The sequence below is a fragment of the Chitinophaga agrisoli genome, from assembly GCF_008386695.1.
GTDB classification, from domain to species: Bacteria; Bacteroidota; Bacteroidia; order Chitinophagales; family Chitinophagaceae; genus Chitinophaga; species Chitinophaga agrisoli.
The window spans coordinates 477850-494968 of record NZ_VUOC01000002.1 but is presented as its reverse complement, the minus strand read 5'-3'; the positions used below and the strand labels follow the sequence as shown (position 1 = coordinate 494968).

Below are 17119 nucleotides of genomic sequence, written 5' to 3'. Positions count from 1 at the left end.
TTTTTATCTACGAGTAATGCAAAGGAAACCAGTTATGAAAGCTGTACGATCATGTATCATCATTTGTTGTTTGATCCCGTATGCCCGTAACTACGCACAAGGGCCGTCTATCAATGACTCGCTGGAAAAGAGGATCAGTCATCACGGGCAGGATACCGCCATGGTAAATGAGCTGCTGCATCTTTCTTATGCTAACCTGTATAACGACAGTCTCAGTGCATTCTACTATGCACGTAAGGCCATTGCCCTTTCTGATAAGCTAAAATATTCCTTTGGCCAGGTGGTAGGTCGTTCGCGGCTGGGCGATGTTTATTTTCAAAGCGATCATTACAAGGAGGCCTATGCGCAATATATCCAGGCGCGGGATATTGCCCAGGCCCGGAACGAGCGGGGCGGGCTTTCGATTGTTTATAACGAGCTGGGGCTGTTCCATAATTCCCTGCATGAATTTGATAAGGCCCTTGACTACCTGCAGCGCAGCCTGCGGCTGGTAAGGCCCAGTAACCTGGCTGCCAAAGGCGGCCGCTTCCTCAATATCGGCGTAGCGTATGGCGCCGCCGGGGATTACAAGCATGCGCTGGCTTATCTGAATAAGGCGTTGGTGATCTATGACCGGCTGCAGTCGCCGGCGGATATTGCCTTCATTTATCACAATATCGGGAATGCCTATCTTGAACAATCCTTCCCTGATAAAGCCCTTGATTATTATAACAAGGCCCTTGCTTTGCTGCTGGTGCATCAGAATACGCGGTTGCAGTCAAGCACCTACCTGAACATGGCGGATGTATACCTGCAGCAGCAGTCATTGGAGAAGGCGATGCAATACATCCAGCAAACCTTGTCCCTGGCGGATAAAGCAGGGTTCAACAGCATCAGCATAGAGGGGCGGGTAATGCTAAGCCGCATATTGGCCCGCAAAGGTCAGTTCCGCGAGAGCGAGGCTACGCTGCGGGAAATACGTCAGGAATGGTCGCCCAATATGGAACAACGAAAGCTGGTGGCTGATGCAGGCGTTGGCCTGTACCGCCAGGAGGGCAATTATCGAAAGGCCTTTGATCTTTCATTACAGGCGGCTGCCGTGAAGGATACCCTGCAAAAGCTGGCCAATAAAAAACATATGGACCTGCTGGAAGTAAGCTTCCAGACAAGCCAGCATCAGGCGCAGATCGTCCTGCTGCAACAGCAGAACAAATGGAAAACAACGCTCATGTATTTTGGCGCCGGCGCCGTGCTGCTCTGTATAGTGATCATTGTGATCCTGTATTATAATAAACGGCTAAAAGAAAAAGTGTACCAGCACGGTCAGAAAATGCTACAAGATGAGAATAGCCGCATACTGGCGGAGCGGGCCCTTATTGAAGAGAAATCACTGCGGGTACGCCAGGAGCTGGACCACCGGAACCGGGAACTATCCGCCAATATCATCCATACGGATCAGATGAACCGGGTACTGTCTGAACTGCGGGAGAAGCTGACCGATAATGTCAGGATGTCAGATAGCAACCACCTGGAGGAGATCCGTAAACTCATCCGCTATAACCTGGAGCTGACGGAGGACTGGCAAAAATTCAAGCTGCATTTTGAGGAAGTACACCCTGCTTTTTTTGATAAGCTGATGCAATTATCTTCCCAACTTTCCCGGAATGAACTGAAACATTGCGCCTATATCCGGATGAATATTTCCAATAAGGAGGTGGCCAGTTTGCTGAATGTACACCCTGACAGTGTTAAGATGAGCCGTTACCGTATCAAAAAAAAGCTATCCCTGCAGCCGAAGGACGATCTCTCCACATACATCCTTAATTTATAAATAAAAGGTCAATTTTACTGACGTTGTGACCCATGTAACCGGCAGAAAATGCTTTCTGTAGCCATTTTTCAGGATCCTGTAGACCATTTGTATACCTGCGTGTAACCATTTGTAGACCCTGCAAAATAGGTATCATTTTGCAGCAGCGGTACTTTTGTATCGATTCACTGGCCTGACATCCATCAAGCCCATTGTTCACCCATACATTAATCATATCTAAAAAGTGCATTATGAAAAACAGGAGTCTATTACTATTGGGTTGCTTATTTATCGGATCAATTTTGACATTTACATCCTGTAAAAAGGATGACAAGGATACCTCTCCCCGCCAGGCAAGCGGTACCTTCTCCGCCTTTGAAGCAGAGGTGAACGGGGAGGTACTCGCGCTGCCAACTGCCAGCGAGAAAATGGAAGTAAAAATAGATATAGCGGACGATACACATGCCAATGTGACCGTTACCTATTATAACGGCGGCCAACAGCAGAGTACGCCGCCTATAGCGTGTACGATGGGTAAAGACCCGGATGGATTCCTGACGCTGTCAGAAACCAGCACCGGGAATATGTTTGTATTGTATTATGATGAGGAGACCATTGATTGTTTTCCCAGTCCCGGTGATAGGTTGTCTGCATCCCGTAGCGGTAAGAAGCCGGATTGGTGGGATGATTGAGTGTTGTTAGTACGTAACATGCGCCAGATAAACAACAAGGTAGCTCACCACACAACAGACCGTCTTAACATTCACAGATTGGAAAAGCGGCTCTTTACCTGTGTTGGTTTTGGTAAGGAACACGGCAAGCAGCCAAAAGTCTGTTGAGATCAGTATATCCATCATATCAAACCGGCCATGGAGTAATCGCAATAACTGCATTATTTCCATGGCCGGAGCTACTAGTAGCGGTATCCATATCAAGCTCCATTTACGGTTCCGTAGGTTTAAATAGAAAAAGCTTGAGGTGATGGTAATACAAAAGATCCATAGGCCTTCCGGTAAGGAATAAACAACATAACGGTGCAGCGGCAGGGAAGCGGTGATATATGTTTTTAGCATGAAATACCTTTCCCGGGATAATACCTCAATAAAAAGCTGGTTTATTAAGGTCCTGTCGGTCCGGTAAAATACATAAATGAACAGGCTGATAAGCATGGATAGCGTTAGTATAGGGATGTACTTTTTCAAGGCTTACAGAGGATAAGAAATTTATAATAAGAGCCCATTCCAAGCTCCGTTTGCTTATGTAAAGAGAATCTTTGCAGTCCTTTTATCTTATCCAGGTAAAAGGCGGATCTGAAATGAAAAAAGGAGGAGAAGGGTTGAAAAGCCCGGTCGAGGTATTTTAACCAGTTAGCAGGCGTAAAGTGATTAAGGATAAATAGTTTACCCCCTGGTCTTAATACCCTGTACGCCTGCTCTAATAGCAATTCCGGATCTTTTACGACTGCAAGGGTATGGGTAATGACAACATAATCAAAACAGGCTTCCGGAAATATCAGGTCTTCGCCATTCATGAGCAATAACTCCGTATTATTATTAGCAGATCGTTTGGCATGGTTTAGCATAGCCTGGGAGATATCAACGCCAATAATTTGATGGGCAGCATATAAAGGCAGATGCGATCCGTTACCGACGCCTATTTCCAGCAATCTTCCGGGAGGCGCATTGTTAACCTCACTGATCAGTACTTTTCTTTGTTTGTTTAAAAAGTAGTTGATGATAGGGTATAGAAATGCCAGACGGTTATAAAATGTAGCCGTAGAGTGATGCATTTGTTGGTGTTTAAAAGCACTTTGTGTTTCAAAGTTAGTAGATATTTTTGAAATACAAAATGGAAGTTTTGGATCCGCTAAGGGATTTCTTATCCGGCGGATAATTTCCAGTCATGTTAAGAGCGGGAAGGAGGGGTTGGCGCTTATCATTGGATTTGCGTATTTTGCCGGGCACATGGCGATTGTGGATACTAAAGACTGAAATATGGATCATTTGTTGGCTGATATCATCGCAGCGGACCTGAAGGTCCTTTTTTGCGGTATCAACCCGGGGCTTAAATCGGCTATAGACGGGCATCATTTTTCAGGAAGGAGCAACCGGTTCTGGCGGGCATTGCATCTTTCAGGGTTTACGCCGCATGAAATTGCTGCGATAGATGACAGTTCGATACTTCGCTACGGCTATGGGTTAACGACGGTAGTAGAGCGGCCTACTACCCGTGCAGACGAACTGGCAAAGCATGAATTCGCAGATTCCGCGGTTGCTTTTACACGGAAGATCGAGCAATACAGGCCGCGGTATGTCGCCTTTCTTGGAAAGCCCGCCTTCCAGGCCCTTTCCGGGCTAAAGACGATTGCCTGGGGTGCGCAAGACATGAAATTTGGTGGCGCCAGGGTTTGGGTGCTGCCTAATCCAAGCGGGTTGAACCGGGGATTTTCGTTGAGTGATCTGGTTGGTTATTATAATGAGTTATACCAGGTTATTTCAGTTAACTGATTTTTCGAAATCGTATTTTTCATTAAGCGCCTGCAGCTTTTCAACATTTCCCAAGACATGACATTCGGAAAAATATTGTAACATCGGTACAATCCTCCCGGGTATGTTTTCGTATTCCAATATGGTATTTAACAATGCTCTCACCGGCTCCAGATTATATGGAAGACCATTGCCAGACAAGTCTGTCATAATGTATCCCTTATCAGACAAAACAGCCTTTACCATGCTGCAATCGTCGTTTTCCTGGTTGGATGCAGCATAGGCAGTAAGACCATCAATGGGCGCGCCGCAATCTTTAGCCCATTTTTCGATATGGTGCTGCATAAAAACGGCGGTGGACTCCATATAGTAGGCGTCGTGGATAAACTTTGTATATAATCCCTCCAATACATATCCTGGCAAGGCATGAGGAGCTGCCCGCCTGCCAAAGGAGATCTTGTCAAAGGCTCTCTCTGTCTGAATGTTACCAAGGAGGCCGGCATTTAGAAAATCGGATAGAATGGGCTCAACCGGCAGGTTTTTAATGGTATGCAATTTAAGCAGGGCATTGGCAACCTCCGGATCTTTTACAAGTGATATGTGTTCTTTTATGAAGTTAGGGTCGCCCAGCCAGTCAAACATCTGTGAGAGCGACATGGCATGCCATAGTTTGTTTTCCACTGTTTTGTTTTCAAGGGAATGGAGCATTATCGCCACTTTCCACTCTTCAGTCATATTGGAGAGCCCTACAGGAAGGATAAATTGCCGATAGGCAGGCGGATAATCATGTTTGCGAAGCGCATCTAATATTTCCGTCAGGTCAGTGGTTATACCCATGCGGTAGCGGAAATAAGCGAGATAATCTTTTGACAGGAATGGCGTTATTTCATCGATCAAAGGGGTAACTTTCTCTGTTCCGTATAGACAAAGCAAATGCATATAATTCATTTTGTCTTCCCGCATGCTTCCTTTCTGTAGGTCCTTTAACGGAATAGTACCACGTTTGAACAAGTGCATGATGATTGCTTCCAGATAAGGAACGGTAGCCTTATCACACCGTGCGCCAATGCTCTTGAGCGTCATGAGTAACATAGGCCACATGAGCTTGTCGTGATGCCGCCCTGCGACCTTTTTCTCCAGCATACGGAGGCAGTCAAATCTGCCTATATGGGTCAGGTGGTATAAGAGCGCCGATAGTATCCTTGAGTTGGTGGCGGCAAACAATTTTTCCAGTGTCCCTATATAACCTTCCATTCTGTACGTCAGCAGTACGTCCAGTAGTGGGGACTCAAGAGACCTATATTTTGTCAGGGAAAACAAGGTTTCAATCAGTACAGGTTCCGTAATCCGGAAGTTCCAGTCTGTCGTATATTTAATGTTATTGATGGCGTATAAAAGGCGTTTCCTAAGTTTGAAATCCCCCTGCTTCAATAATTCAACCATTAATGGGAGTACTGAAGCATCTTTGTTAATATAGCGTGCGATATATCCGGGTATGGGATTATGCTCATTTTGTGATGCCTGCTGCATTGGGGCAGGAGGGGGCGTCTTTGACGGTATGGAGCTTTTTAATGCGGCAACGGCTTGCTGATCTGTTAATACGGTGATCTGTATATTATTGTCTATTATGATGGTATGACCATTTATCATTGGATAGGATTGTCAACGTGCTTTTACTTAATGTGTGAAATAAGCATTTATTTTTGACAAACTCAATCCTGGTCATAAACAACAGCATGACTGATGGCGGAAACTGCAGTTTACTCCTCTACCGTAACCGCATCATGCGCCTCCGCCTCCACACTCTTAATCGCAGCATTCCTGTCTGCCGGGTTGGCAAATAGTACACTCTTCACCATCTGCTTGCCGTTTGCGCCTTTTATAACAAAGTAAAAATGCTCATCAGCAGACTTCATTCGCTCAAATTTGTTATCATCCCTTGCTACTGCCTTTAACGCTTCTATACCGGTGTTGCAGGCGGCCTTGGTATGGAATGCATCGCTTGAAAGGATCACCTCGCCGGTTTCTGCTTTCAGGTCAAAGAAGAACTGATGATGTTTGCCGGTCCTGATAATGAATTTGCACATGGAATTTAGATTTGACTGTTGCTGAATATACCATTTTTCCGCGAAACATCACGAAAAAAGCCGGTGTTTAGAAACAACCGGCTTTTTTGATAATAAGATGATGGAACTAATTATTTCGCGGTATACATCAGGTCCTCATAATCATGTGCCGCAGCAAACACGGTAACAGCCGCCCAGGCGCTGTCTTTATGTGCGGCAACGGTATGTTGTACCAGTTGGTGCAGGCGCAGTATCACCAGGTATTCATGCAGCTCACATGCTTCCCTGAGCAGATCATCGCGGTATCCTTCCGATTGCATATACCGTTTATTAGCTTCCTGCAGGGCTTCATAACCTGTTATGGTAATGCTTTTGTCGGATTCTGCGCTGAAATCTGTCAGCCAGTCGAGGTTATCCCTGCTGAACAGGGATTCATATCCCAGCAAATGAAGGAACCAGCGGTCAAATTGGGTGGTGAAGCTGTTCAGCTCAACATAAATAGCCTTGATGTCAAGCTCTTCTTCCTTTGTTTGAATATCGTAAAATATGCTAAGAAACGCGCCCAGCGAAGATGCATGATGCAGCAGGTCTTTGCCGATGACCTGGTGGAAATCTGTTGGCGGCAACTGGCTGAGTTTTGCTTCTGTCTGGCGGATGGCTTCGTCAATGTTCCCAGCCTGTATCAATTCCTGAATATGTTCCATGTTTTTCGATTGCTATGCTGCAAAGAAAACGAATTATAGGCGAAGTCCCATCATAATCCAATTAATCATTATAAGCTTTCGCTACCAGCTTATACCCGTTCTTCAATAATTCCGGGTCTACATCCACCAGGACTTGCTTTTTCTCCCCCTGCATTAATGTAAAATAGGCATCGCTGATCAGTGCCGGCAATATCTGGTGTCCGTTGTTATCGACCAATTGCACCCGCACCCCAACGGCGGCAGTGGTGGTTGAGTTGTTTGAGATGGTGTAAGCCATTTTGTTCTTAGCTGCAACAGGCGTGCTGATAACAAGATTACGTCCTATGTGGGGTAAAGTATTCAAAGCAGTATAATCCAGGTAGGTTTTCCCTGCCATATACGTGTTTTCAGCTACCAATCCTCCGGCGGCATTAAATAACTGTAATCGTATAAAATATACGGCAGAGAGGTCCGCGGTATCTGGCATAAGGCGGAATACTGCTGTGGCGGAAACAGGCGCCGCATCAATGGAAACATGACGGGAGTATTTGCTAACGGGTTTACCATCGCTGTTAAAAATGCGCATCTTCGCGGTAAGGTTTTTCAACGCAATGGGCCGGTTGTTGATGACCTTTATCGTATCTGTAGCCGGGTTCCACTGTATGTGTACCGGTTCACAGGCGGATTTTGCGCCAAAATAAGCGCCGGTCAGGTCGTAATAATAGTCATAGGTCTGCCAGATCATGGAAGGATAAGCGGACTGGCTCATCCAGATCAGCATACCGGAGGCGTCGTTCCACATATGATCATTCCAGGCTTCAAACATGGCTTTCATGGTCTCCAGGTTCAGCAGCTGTGCTTTCTTGCAAAAGTCTTCCAGCGAGTTTGCCTGGCCGTAGCTTTTATTGATGTCATGGATATATTTAACCGGGTCAGCGCCGCCGCCCAGTGCGCCATCTGTGCTGAAGAAATGCCGGGCCCACATATTGTCCTTGCTTTTTACATCTTCCGGGGTAGGGGGGACCCAATACGCCTGGGGCATAAACTTCTTAAAACTCTCAGGATTTACAAAAGTGGCCATGCCCAGCTCACTCCGCAGGCCCCAGCTATTGACAGAAAACAGGTAGCCGTTATGCGGATCGGTGAAATAGGTCTTAGGGTCTACATTCGCCCAGATACCGCTACCGGAAAGGTTCCTGCTATCCCCATGGATAGAGAAGTTGGGATTGGCTACGCCGGCATTAGAACGGGGCAGATACAGCCTGGAGCCTCCATCGTACGTGTGGATGGCGGCAGTAATTACGTTACTGATCGCGCCATGCGCATCCCCGCCGGGAATGCCTTCATTGGCGCCGCACCAGATAACAATGGAAGGATGGTTCCGGAATTTTTTGAGTTTCTCAATAACATTGTCTTTGAACATGGCCAGGCTATCGATACCGCCCATATTATTCAGCCAGAAATCATCCCAGACCATAATGCCGTATTTATCGCAATACTTGTAAAAGGCTTCATCTGTGACTTCGCCGGTCCAGTTGCGGATCATATTAAAGTTCATGGCCTGGTGCAACCGGATCCGTGTATCATAATCCTGGTCCCTTACTTTCAGCATGTAATCAGACATGCCCCAGTTACCTCCCTTCAGCAGGATAGGCACATCGTTCACATATACCCGCATGGGGCCATGCAGCGCGGTGGTATCAGCAGTAACTTTCCGGATGCCAAACTGTTGGGTGATGGTCTCCCCGGATGTAAAGGATACTTTACAGGTATACAGGAATTGATCTCCATACCCATTCGGCCACCAGAGATGAGGATGCCGCAGTTGTGCCGCAGGCAGGTTGATCTCCTGGTTACTGCCGGGCGCCAGGGTGATATTTTTAGTGATAGTGATATTGCCCGGATTGATCACTGCTTGTAGTTTTCCGGTAACAGCAGTGGGAGCGGTGTTTGTTACCTGTGTAGCGATATGGATAGTAGCAGCATTGGTATCCTGCATGTCCGTACGGATCCAGGGATCAGACAAATGCACGGCGCCTGTGATGCGCAGGGCCACGGTGTCCGTAATGCCGCTGTTTAAACCTGGTACCGCCGGCATCCAGTCCCAACTGCCGCTGCAGATATAGGTAGGGCTTTCCCAATTAGCCAATCCATGCCCATGATCCGGATCATACCTGGGCGGGCTCACTAATACGGCAATCGCATTGCTGCCGTTGGCCTTCAGCAGCGGCGTGATATCATAACTACCCCGTTGCATATGCCCGTGCAGGTTACCCAGGTGTTTACCATTGCAGTAGATCTCCGCGTATTTATTAATGCCATTGAATTGCAGCCATACATGCTGGCCGGTTTTAACGGAAAGATGCGGGAATTCTGTTCTATACCAGAAAGGCTGGTTGTATTTCTGCTGATCAACTTTGTAAATATTATCCGCATAATCCGGATCTTTTTCCCTGCCGGCTTTTACATAGGAGTAGAACACTGTACCGGGTACAATAGCCAGCAGCCAGTCCTGATCTGGAAACCCTGGTGTTGAAATGCCTGCGCCTTGTACGGCCAATACGCCCTGTGGGTGCAGCTTCCAGCGTAAATGTTGCGGAAGGCCCTGGCTATAGGAAGTACTGATAATAACATGGAGCAGCAGGAACAAAACACATGCTTTCATAAGTAGTGGAAAAGTTTGCGCAAATATGTTCCATTACGCCGGATAATAAAAATATTTTGCTAAACCGGTTTAGGAAGGGTAAAAATGAAAAAATTGTGACTCCTTAAATGATTGTTTATAAGTATCTATAGATATTATTTAAATATAAATGTGTGCAGTGCTATTGCGGAACCAATTCTTTTGTGTTTTATTTGCTAAATCAGTTTAGCATATTTCTCGTTTATGAAAAATGTCCCATTCCTGCTACCGGCGGGCATTACCCGTATTGAATACATATGAATAGGCCGCTACGATATAAGATCGTCACCATTTTGCTGCTGCTCGCAAGTATGCAGGCAATGGCCCAGCAGGCCTGGTATATAGATGGCTACCATGGCGGAGTTTGGGGGCATTACCCGGACTGGAATACCCGTTTTATGGCGGACCAGCTGCGGCAACATCCTAACTGGTATATTAATATAGAAATTGAGCCGGAGACATGGGATCGTGTCACCACAATAGATCAAGAGGCCTTTAGAGACTTTAAGAAATTGTATGAAGAGGGGCGGATCGAGTATGTAAACCCTTCCTATGCCCAGGGTTATCTCTTTAATATCTCCGGTGAGAGTATTATCCGGCAGTTCCGGTATGGCATACAGCACCTGCATCATTATTTTCCGCAAGCAGTGTTTTCTACTTATTCTTCGGAGGAGCCTTGTTTTACCAGCGCGCTGCCACAGATACTGAGATCGTTCGGTTTTAAATATGCCTCCCTTAAAAATCCGAATACCTGTTTTGGGGGTTATACCCGTGCCCATGGCGGAGAATTAGTGAACTGGATAGGGCCGGATGGCAGCTCCATACTTACGTCTCCCCGGTATGCGGTAGAGGCACTGTCTAACAAATCCACCTGGCAAACCATCGCCTGGAATAACAGCCGGGAGTATATAAATGCCGCCCATAGCGCAGGCATGCAACATCCTGTTGGTATGACCTTACAGGATGCCGGCTGGAAGGGCGGGCCATTCAAAGGGGATAGCGCTGCGTACACCCTCTGGCATCACTATTTTGATCATATAGCGGTAAATGATAAGGCCACGGATTGGCAGGTATCCCAGGAAGATATCCTGGTGAGCCTGGTATGGGGCTCACAGGTAACGCAGCAGATAGCGCAGCGCGTTCGCCAGGCGGAGAATAAAATACTACAATCAGAAAAACTGGCGGCAATGGCGGCCTGGAATAAACAAACACCCTGGCCGCAACAGGCGCTGGATACCGCCTGGCGTACCTTATTACTCTCTGAGCATCATGATTGCTGGATTGTACCCTATAACGGCAAGCCGGGTAATACCTGGGCGGATAAAGTGGCTGCGTGGACAACCGCCACCCGCCGGATCTGTGATAGTATTGATCAGTTGTCTGTCCCGGTGACTGGTCAGCCGGAGGCTATAACAGTCTGCAATACATTGGGGCTGGATCGTAAAGAAGTAGTGCGTGCGGAGCTTCCCAAAGGATGGAACGCTGCCAAGGTGTTAGACGCCCAGGGTAAACCCGTAGCCTCCCAATTGGTGAATGATGGTATTTTATTCCTGGCCAATGTGCCGGCCATGGGTAACCAGGTGTATCATTTGGTGAATACGGCTGCGAGGCCCACGGTAACTACAGCGGTTAAACAGCAGGGGAGTACATACATATTGGAAACAGATCTATACAGGATCACCATAGATACGCTGCATGGCGGCATTATCAAAAGCCTTATTGCCAAACAGCTGCATAACAAAGAGCTCGCGGGCGATGGTTTCAATGCCCTGAGAGGAAATTTCTATGACAGGGGAGGTTTCAGATCATCCATGGAAACCCCGGTAACCGTGCAGGTACAGGAAGCAGGCGCGCTGCGGATAAAGCTGCTGCTTACAGGGCAGATTGCCGGAGACAGCTTTACGCAAACCCTCACCGTGACTGCCGGCGATCCGAAGATCGATAACCAGCTGCAGATAAACTGGAAAGAGAATACCGGTATCGGGCAAACAATGGCGCCTGGTACCTATAAATGGGAATTACCGGCCAAGCCTTTTTATAATGATAGTTTAAAACTGCTGGCCCTGTTCCCATCCACATTCACACAGCCGCATATAGCAAAAGATGCGCCTTTTGATGTAACGGAAAGTCAGCTGGATAACACTTTCTATAACCGCTGGGACAGTATTAAAAATAACGTGCTGCTGAATTGGGTAGATCTAACGGATGGCAGCGGCAAATACGGGATGGCCCTGTTTAGCGATCATACCACCAGTTATGCGCATGGCGAAAATTTCCCGCTGGCGCTGGATATCCAGTATTCCGGTATGGGGCTTTGGGGCAGGAATTACACCATTAACGGCCCTACGGCTATCCATTATGCCATTGTGCCGCATGCCAGTAACTGGGAGCAGGGGAGGATCTGTATGGAGAATAGCAAATGGAATGAGCCTTTACTGGTACGCGCAGGCGCAGCTGCTACAGCCGGGCAATCCATGTTTCGCCTGGAAGGCGGTGCGGTGCAGGTGAGTTCCGTTACCTGGCAAGGGGATGAGTTGCTGATCAGGTTATTCAATCCCTCCAGGAAAGAAAGCCAGGCCAGTCTCAGCTTTCCCACAGCGATCAGCAGCGCCGCGCTGGTGGAGCTAAACGGTGAAGACCGTACCTCCATCAACATAATTAAAAACAACCGCCAATGGGAAACGCCGGTAACGCTGCCCCCTTTTGGCATCCGTACGATCAAAATAACGAAGCATTCATAAATAGCTCATCAAATGCGAAGAAAACTATTATTCCTGTTCATGGCAGCTGGCGCCTTACAGGCAAAGGCACAGCAACAGCCGGCGCCATTTCAGAAAGGTGACCGTGTTGTTTTTGTAGGCAACAGTATTACGGATGGCGGACATTACCATTCCTATATCTGGCTGTACTATATGACCCGTTTCCCGGACAGGCGTATTACCTGCCTGAATGCCGGTATAGGCGGCGACGTGATAGGCCAGATCTATGACCGGTTGGATGCGGACGTGCTCTCCAAAAAGCCTACCGTGCTTACCCTCACCTGGGGCATGAATGATACGGGCTATTTTGAATGGTACCGCGCGGATGGGAAAGATACGATGCAGCAGCGGCTGCAGCGTTCCTACCATTTTTACAGCCTGGTGGAAGAGCGCCTGAAAAAACGCTCAGATATTAAGAAGATCTTTATCGGCACCTCTCCCTATGACGAAACGTCTAAATTCAATAATAAAAACCTGTTCCCGCATAAAGCAGAAGCGTTGACAGAAGTGGTGGCCTTCCAGCAACAGGCGGCTAAAAAGAACGGCTGGGCCTTTGTTGATTTTTACCAGCCTATGCGCGCTATTAACCAGCGGGAGCAGCAACGGGATTCTGCCTACAGCCTTACGCCCAGCGACCGTATCCATCCGGATAATGACGGCCATATGGTGATGGCATACCTGTTCCTGAAAGCGCAAGGACTGGCCAATCAGCCCGTAGCCACTATACATATCGATGCCAGCACAAAACAGGTAAAGCAGGCTGCCAACTGTAAGATCAATGCGGTAGCAGGCAACGCTGGCGGCATCAGCTTCACTTACCTGGCGCAATCGCTGCCTTATCCGCTGGATACGGTGCCACGCGCCTGGGGCAGTCATCATGCACAGGCGGAAGCGCTGAAAGTGGTGCCTTTTATGCAGGAGTTTAACCAGGAAGTATTGCAGGTAGGCGGTCTCCACGCAGGCCAGTATGACCTGGTAATGGATGGTGAAAAAGTAGGCAGCTACGATGCCGCGCAACTGTCCGCAGGTATTAACCTGGCAGAGAATACCCGCACGCCGGAATACCAGCAGGCTATCCAGATAAGGGAACTGAATGAGGAGCGCTGGGATATTGAACGGCGGATCCGGATGTATACCTGGATGCAGTTTGATTTCCTGAAAGGCAAAGGCCTGTTGTTTAAGGATGACAATGCGTCTATGGACTCCGTAAACGCCTCCAAAGACCTGTTTGTAAGCGGCAACAGGGATAACTATTCCCGCGCCCGTTACAAAACCCTGCGCGATGCCTGGCAACAGGAAATAGACATCCTTACGGATAAGATATACGAGATCAACAAACCACAGCTGCATAAGATCGCTATCACCGCAGCCAGATAACCGGCATTATGAAATATACCTGTAGACTCATTTTATTACTCCTGATCAGCTCCCGGCTGCTGGCGGCAAAAGTAGATACCGTAGCAACGTTTAGTGAAGCGATGCACAAACAGATCAAAGCGGTGGTGATCACCCCGGGGGATTACAGCGCCGGTAAAAAGTTCCCGGTGCTGTATCTCCTGCATGGATACAGCGGCAATTATGGCGACTGGGTCAATAAAGACCCGGCGCTCGCTAAAATGACAGATGATTACCACATGATCATTGTATGCCCTGACGGCGATTTTGCCAGCTGGTATATAGATAGCCCGGTAAAAGCGGGCTCGAAATATGAAACATACATCTCCTCAGAGCTGGTTAAATGGGTGGATAAGCACTATTCCACGATCAACAGCCGTAGCGGCAGGGCGATCACCGGTTTAAGCATGGGCGGCCATGGCGCGTTATACCTGGCTTTCCGGCATAGCGATACTTTTGGCGCGGCCGGCAGTATGAGCGGGGGAGTAGACCTCCGCGCCTTTCCGCAAAGCTTTGGGATTGACCAGGTGCTGGGCGCCTATAGCGAACACCCGGAGCACTGGGAAAAGAACAGCGTGATCAATATGCTGTACCTGCTTACGCCGCATCTGCTGGAGCTGACCATAGACTGCGGAACAGATGATTTCTTTAGCCGTTATAACAACAAGCTGCATGAACTGCTGCTGGAACGTAATATACCGCATGATTATGCGGCGCGGCCTGGCGGCCACACCTGGGAATACTGGACCAATTCCATTAAGTACCATGTGTTGTTCTTTCATGATTATTTCCAGAAAAATAAATAGCAGATAATGATTTGATACACCGGTTTAACAAAGTGTTTTTAGCGATAGTCAACCAGATCAGCGAAGAGAATTCCACAATAAAGGGGCAATACTTGTTTTGATTAGTTAAACCGGTTTACTGATAGGATATTGATTCACACGGATGAAAAAACACCGCTATACCGATGTTATGCGTATACTATTCACTGATGCAAAATAAATCCGCCACTATATGATAAAACGATGTATTCCCGTTTTGGCGCTAATGGCAACGGCATTGGCCACTTCCTCGTGCCGGAAAGAGGGCTTTCTTTCTGCCACCACCACTACCAATCTTTCGGAACAAACCGTATTTACAGACAGTTCCCGGACGGTTGGTTTCCTGGCTAACATTTATTCCAATGTAGGACTGAGCACGGGGTTGAACCGCTTTTCCTACAATTACATCGTGTGCGGCGGCCTGGAAGCCGGCTGCGATGAAGCGGAGCCTTCCCATGCTTTCCCTACGCCTGCTACGCAGTTTGCCACCGGTACGGTGAATGCAGGTATTATTGGCGAAGAGCCGTACAAGACCTGCTATAGCAACATTCGCGCTGTAAATGTATTGATCAAAAATATCCCCAATGCGCCGCTGAAAGCACCTTATAAAGCACAGATGGTGGCGGAGGCGCGTTTCCTGCGCGCCTGGTACTATGCCATCCTGGTGGAGCATTATGGCGGCGTTCCATTGGTGGGGGATACCCTGCTATCCTATGAAACGCCTATTGTGGCTAAAAGAAGCACGTATGCGGACTGTGTGAATTATATCCTGTCAGAATGTGATAGCGCCGCCCTTATCCTGCCGGTGACACAGACGGGCCTTAACTACGGGCGCGTGTCCAGTGGCGCATGCCTGGCATTAAAGGCGCGGGTGCTGTTGTATGCTGCCAGTCCGCTGTTTAATGGCACCACCTTACCCCGCGAAGCGGGAGCCGGCGGCGGAAAAGAAGTGGACCCCGCGCTGGTGGGTTATCCTACGTACGATGTAAACCGTTGGAAGCTGGCGGAAGATGCGGCGCAGAAAGTGATCGCACTGGGCGTATATAGTTTAAATACCGTCAACAATTACCAGACCTCTTCTCCCGGTTATGGTTTCCAGGGACTGTTTCCGCTGCGTGTAAATACGGAATACATTTTTGAGCTGATGCGCGCCACCGGGAATAATGACCTGGAGACTATGTGCCTGCCGCCTTCAAGGAATGGCAATGGTACCGGCTCTTTCCCTTATCAAGGGCTGGTGGATGCGTTCCCTATGCGGAACGGCAAACCCATCACAGATCCAACTTCTGGCTATGATCCTAATGATCCTTATAAGGATCGTGACCCCAGACTGGCCTACAGCATTATACATGATCAGACGGTATTGCTGGTGCGTACGGGCAATGGCCAGGCAAACGGATCGGCGCCGGTCAACATTTATATGGGTAATTACAACGGTGTTGGAACCGGCCAGGATGCGGTACACCAGGGTACGCTTACGGGGTATTATAATAACAAGATGCTGGATCCCCAGGCGCTTTCTTCCAGTATCAGTTTTGGCACCAACCGGGTAATGCCGCTGATGCGCTATGCGGAGGTATTGCTGAACTATGCGGAAGCGGCTAATGAATATGAAGGGCCTACCGCAAATGTATATGCGGCGGTAGAAGCTATCCGCCAGCGTGCGGGGCTGGATCCCTACCAGCTGCCCGGGGCCCTGACCAAAGAGCAGATGCGCAGGGCCATACAGCAGGAGCGCCGTATAGAGCTGGCCTATGAAGGCCACCGTTTCTGGGATGTGAGAAGATGGAAGATCGCTCCGCAAACGGAAAGCATCCAGGCACAGGGGATGGAAGTGAACCGTAACGGGAGTACGGTGGCGTATAAGGTCTTTAACGTTACCAAACATAATTTCCGGCCGGCTATGTACCTGTGGCCTTTTCCCATTTCAGAAACCGGTAAGTCGCCGGAATTGGTTCAAAACCCTGGTTATTGATCTTTAAACCTTGCATACATGAATCGTTATATACTCCACGTGGCTATATGCATCTTCATATTCCTTTCTTCCTGTAAGGTAGAGGAGATCGCCCCTGTAGCGGAAGCGCCTAAAAACATAGCCGGCAGCTGGCGGGTCATTAAAGCTACCAGGAACGGTACGGATATCACCAACGCATTTGATTTTACACAGTTCCGGCTGCAATTTGATTCCGCCGGTAACTACACGCTGCAGCACAAATTGCCATTCCTGGTGAATGCCAATGGAAAGGTGGAGCTGGATGATCCGGCGTATCCTTTTAAGATCACGTTCCGGCCGGAGGGTGGCACGGCGGTATCCATTCCGTTTAACTATCCCACCGTTACAGGCACGCGGCAGCTAAGCCTCAGCTTCAGCCCCGGTTGTGCGCTGAATGCCTATATCTATACACTGCAAAGGGACAACTGACACTGATCTACA

Annotated in this window: 13 protein-coding genes; 8 read left to right on the top strand and 5 right to left on the bottom strand. The window is 48.3% G+C overall.

Annotated features, from left to right (window positions below):
* The first annotated feature begins 34 nt into the window (after positions 1–34).
* Positions 35–1810 carry a tetratricopeptide repeat protein gene (locus F0L74_RS09345; protein WP_188315936.1) on the top strand — a complete coding sequence of 592 codons (1776 nt, stop codon included), beginning with the start codon at positions 35–37 and terminating at the stop codon, positions 1808–1810.
* Positions 1811–2091: 281 nt separating this feature from the next.
* Positions 2092–2481 carry a hypothetical protein gene (locus F0L74_RS09340; protein ID WP_149837593.1) on the top strand — a complete coding sequence of 130 codons (390 nt, stop codon included), beginning with the start codon at positions 2092–2094 and terminating at the stop codon, positions 2479–2481.
* A gap of 506 nt (positions 2482–2987) precedes the next feature.
* Here the strand turns inward: F0L74_RS09340 and F0L74_RS09335 are convergent.
* Entirely contained in the window at positions 2988–3578 is a 591-nt protein-coding gene (locus F0L74_RS09335; protein ID WP_149837592.1) for a class I SAM-dependent methyltransferase, read from the bottom strand.
* 205 nt (positions 3579–3783) lie between these two features.
* Between F0L74_RS09335 and mug the strand changes: the two genes are divergently transcribed.
* Positions 3784–4296 carry a G/U mismatch-specific DNA glycosylase gene (gene mug, locus F0L74_RS09330; RefSeq protein ID WP_149837591.1) on the top strand — a complete coding sequence of 171 codons (513 nt, stop codon included), beginning with the start codon at positions 3784–3786 and terminating at the stop codon, positions 4294–4296.
* Here the strand turns inward: mug and F0L74_RS09325 are convergent.
* From F0L74_RS09325 to F0L74_RS09310, 4 genes are all read right to left on the bottom strand, one after another.
* Positions 4285–5925, bottom strand: a complete 1641-nt coding sequence (locus F0L74_RS09325) for a hypothetical protein (RefSeq protein ID WP_149837590.1) — start codon at positions 5923–5925, stop codon at positions 4285–4287. The two genes, mug and F0L74_RS09325, sit on opposite strands and share 12 nt — an antisense overlap.
* Positions 5926–6035: 110 nt before the next feature.
* Positions 6036–6362, bottom strand: coding sequence for a YegP family protein (locus F0L74_RS09320; protein ID WP_149837589.1), 327 nt, complete (start codon positions 6360–6362; stop codon positions 6036–6038).
* Positions 6363–6472: 110 nt separating this feature from the next.
* A complete protein-coding gene (locus F0L74_RS09315; protein ID WP_149837588.1) occupies positions 6473–7045 on the bottom strand; it encodes a hypothetical protein in 573 nt (190 codons plus the stop codon).
* A 61-nt stretch (positions 7046–7106) separates the two neighbouring features.
* Positions 7107–9689: a glycoside hydrolase family 2 protein gene (locus tag F0L74_RS09310; RefSeq protein ID WP_149837587.1), complete on the bottom strand. Its 2583-nt coding sequence runs from the start codon at positions 9687–9689 to the stop codon at positions 7107–7109.
* Positions 9690–9964: 275 nt separating this feature from the next.
* On the opposite strand from F0L74_RS09310, the gene F0L74_RS09305 reads away from it, so the two are divergent.
* The 5 genes from F0L74_RS09305 (at position 9965) to F0L74_RS09285 (ending at position 17107) form a co-directional block, all read left to right on the top strand.
* Positions 9965–12448: a glycoside hydrolase family 38 N-terminal domain-containing protein gene (locus F0L74_RS09305; RefSeq protein ID WP_149837586.1), complete on the top strand. Its 2484-nt coding sequence runs from the start codon at positions 9965–9967 to the stop codon at positions 12446–12448.
* 12 nt (positions 12449–12460) lie between these two features.
* Positions 12461–13843, top strand: coding sequence for an SGNH/GDSL hydrolase family protein (locus F0L74_RS09300; RefSeq protein WP_149837585.1), 1383 nt, complete (start codon positions 12461–12463; stop codon positions 13841–13843).
* Positions 13844–13851: 8 nt separating this feature from the next.
* The gene (locus F0L74_RS09295) at positions 13852–14667 is read left to right on the top strand and encodes an alpha/beta hydrolase (RefSeq protein ID WP_149837584.1); all 816 of its coding nucleotides are present in this window, start codon (positions 13852–13854) and stop codon (positions 14665–14667) included.
* A gap of 211 nt (positions 14668–14878) precedes the next feature.
* Complete coding sequence (locus tag F0L74_RS09290) at positions 14879–16660, top strand: RagB/SusD family nutrient uptake outer membrane protein (RefSeq protein WP_246197668.1); 1782 nt, start codon at positions 14879–14881, stop codon at positions 16658–16660.
* Positions 16661–16678: 18 nt separating this feature from the next.
* A complete protein-coding gene (locus F0L74_RS09285; RefSeq protein ID WP_149837583.1) occupies positions 16679–17107 on the top strand; it encodes a DUF5004 domain-containing protein in 429 nt (142 codons plus the stop codon).
* Positions 17108–17119 lie beyond the last annotated feature (12 nt).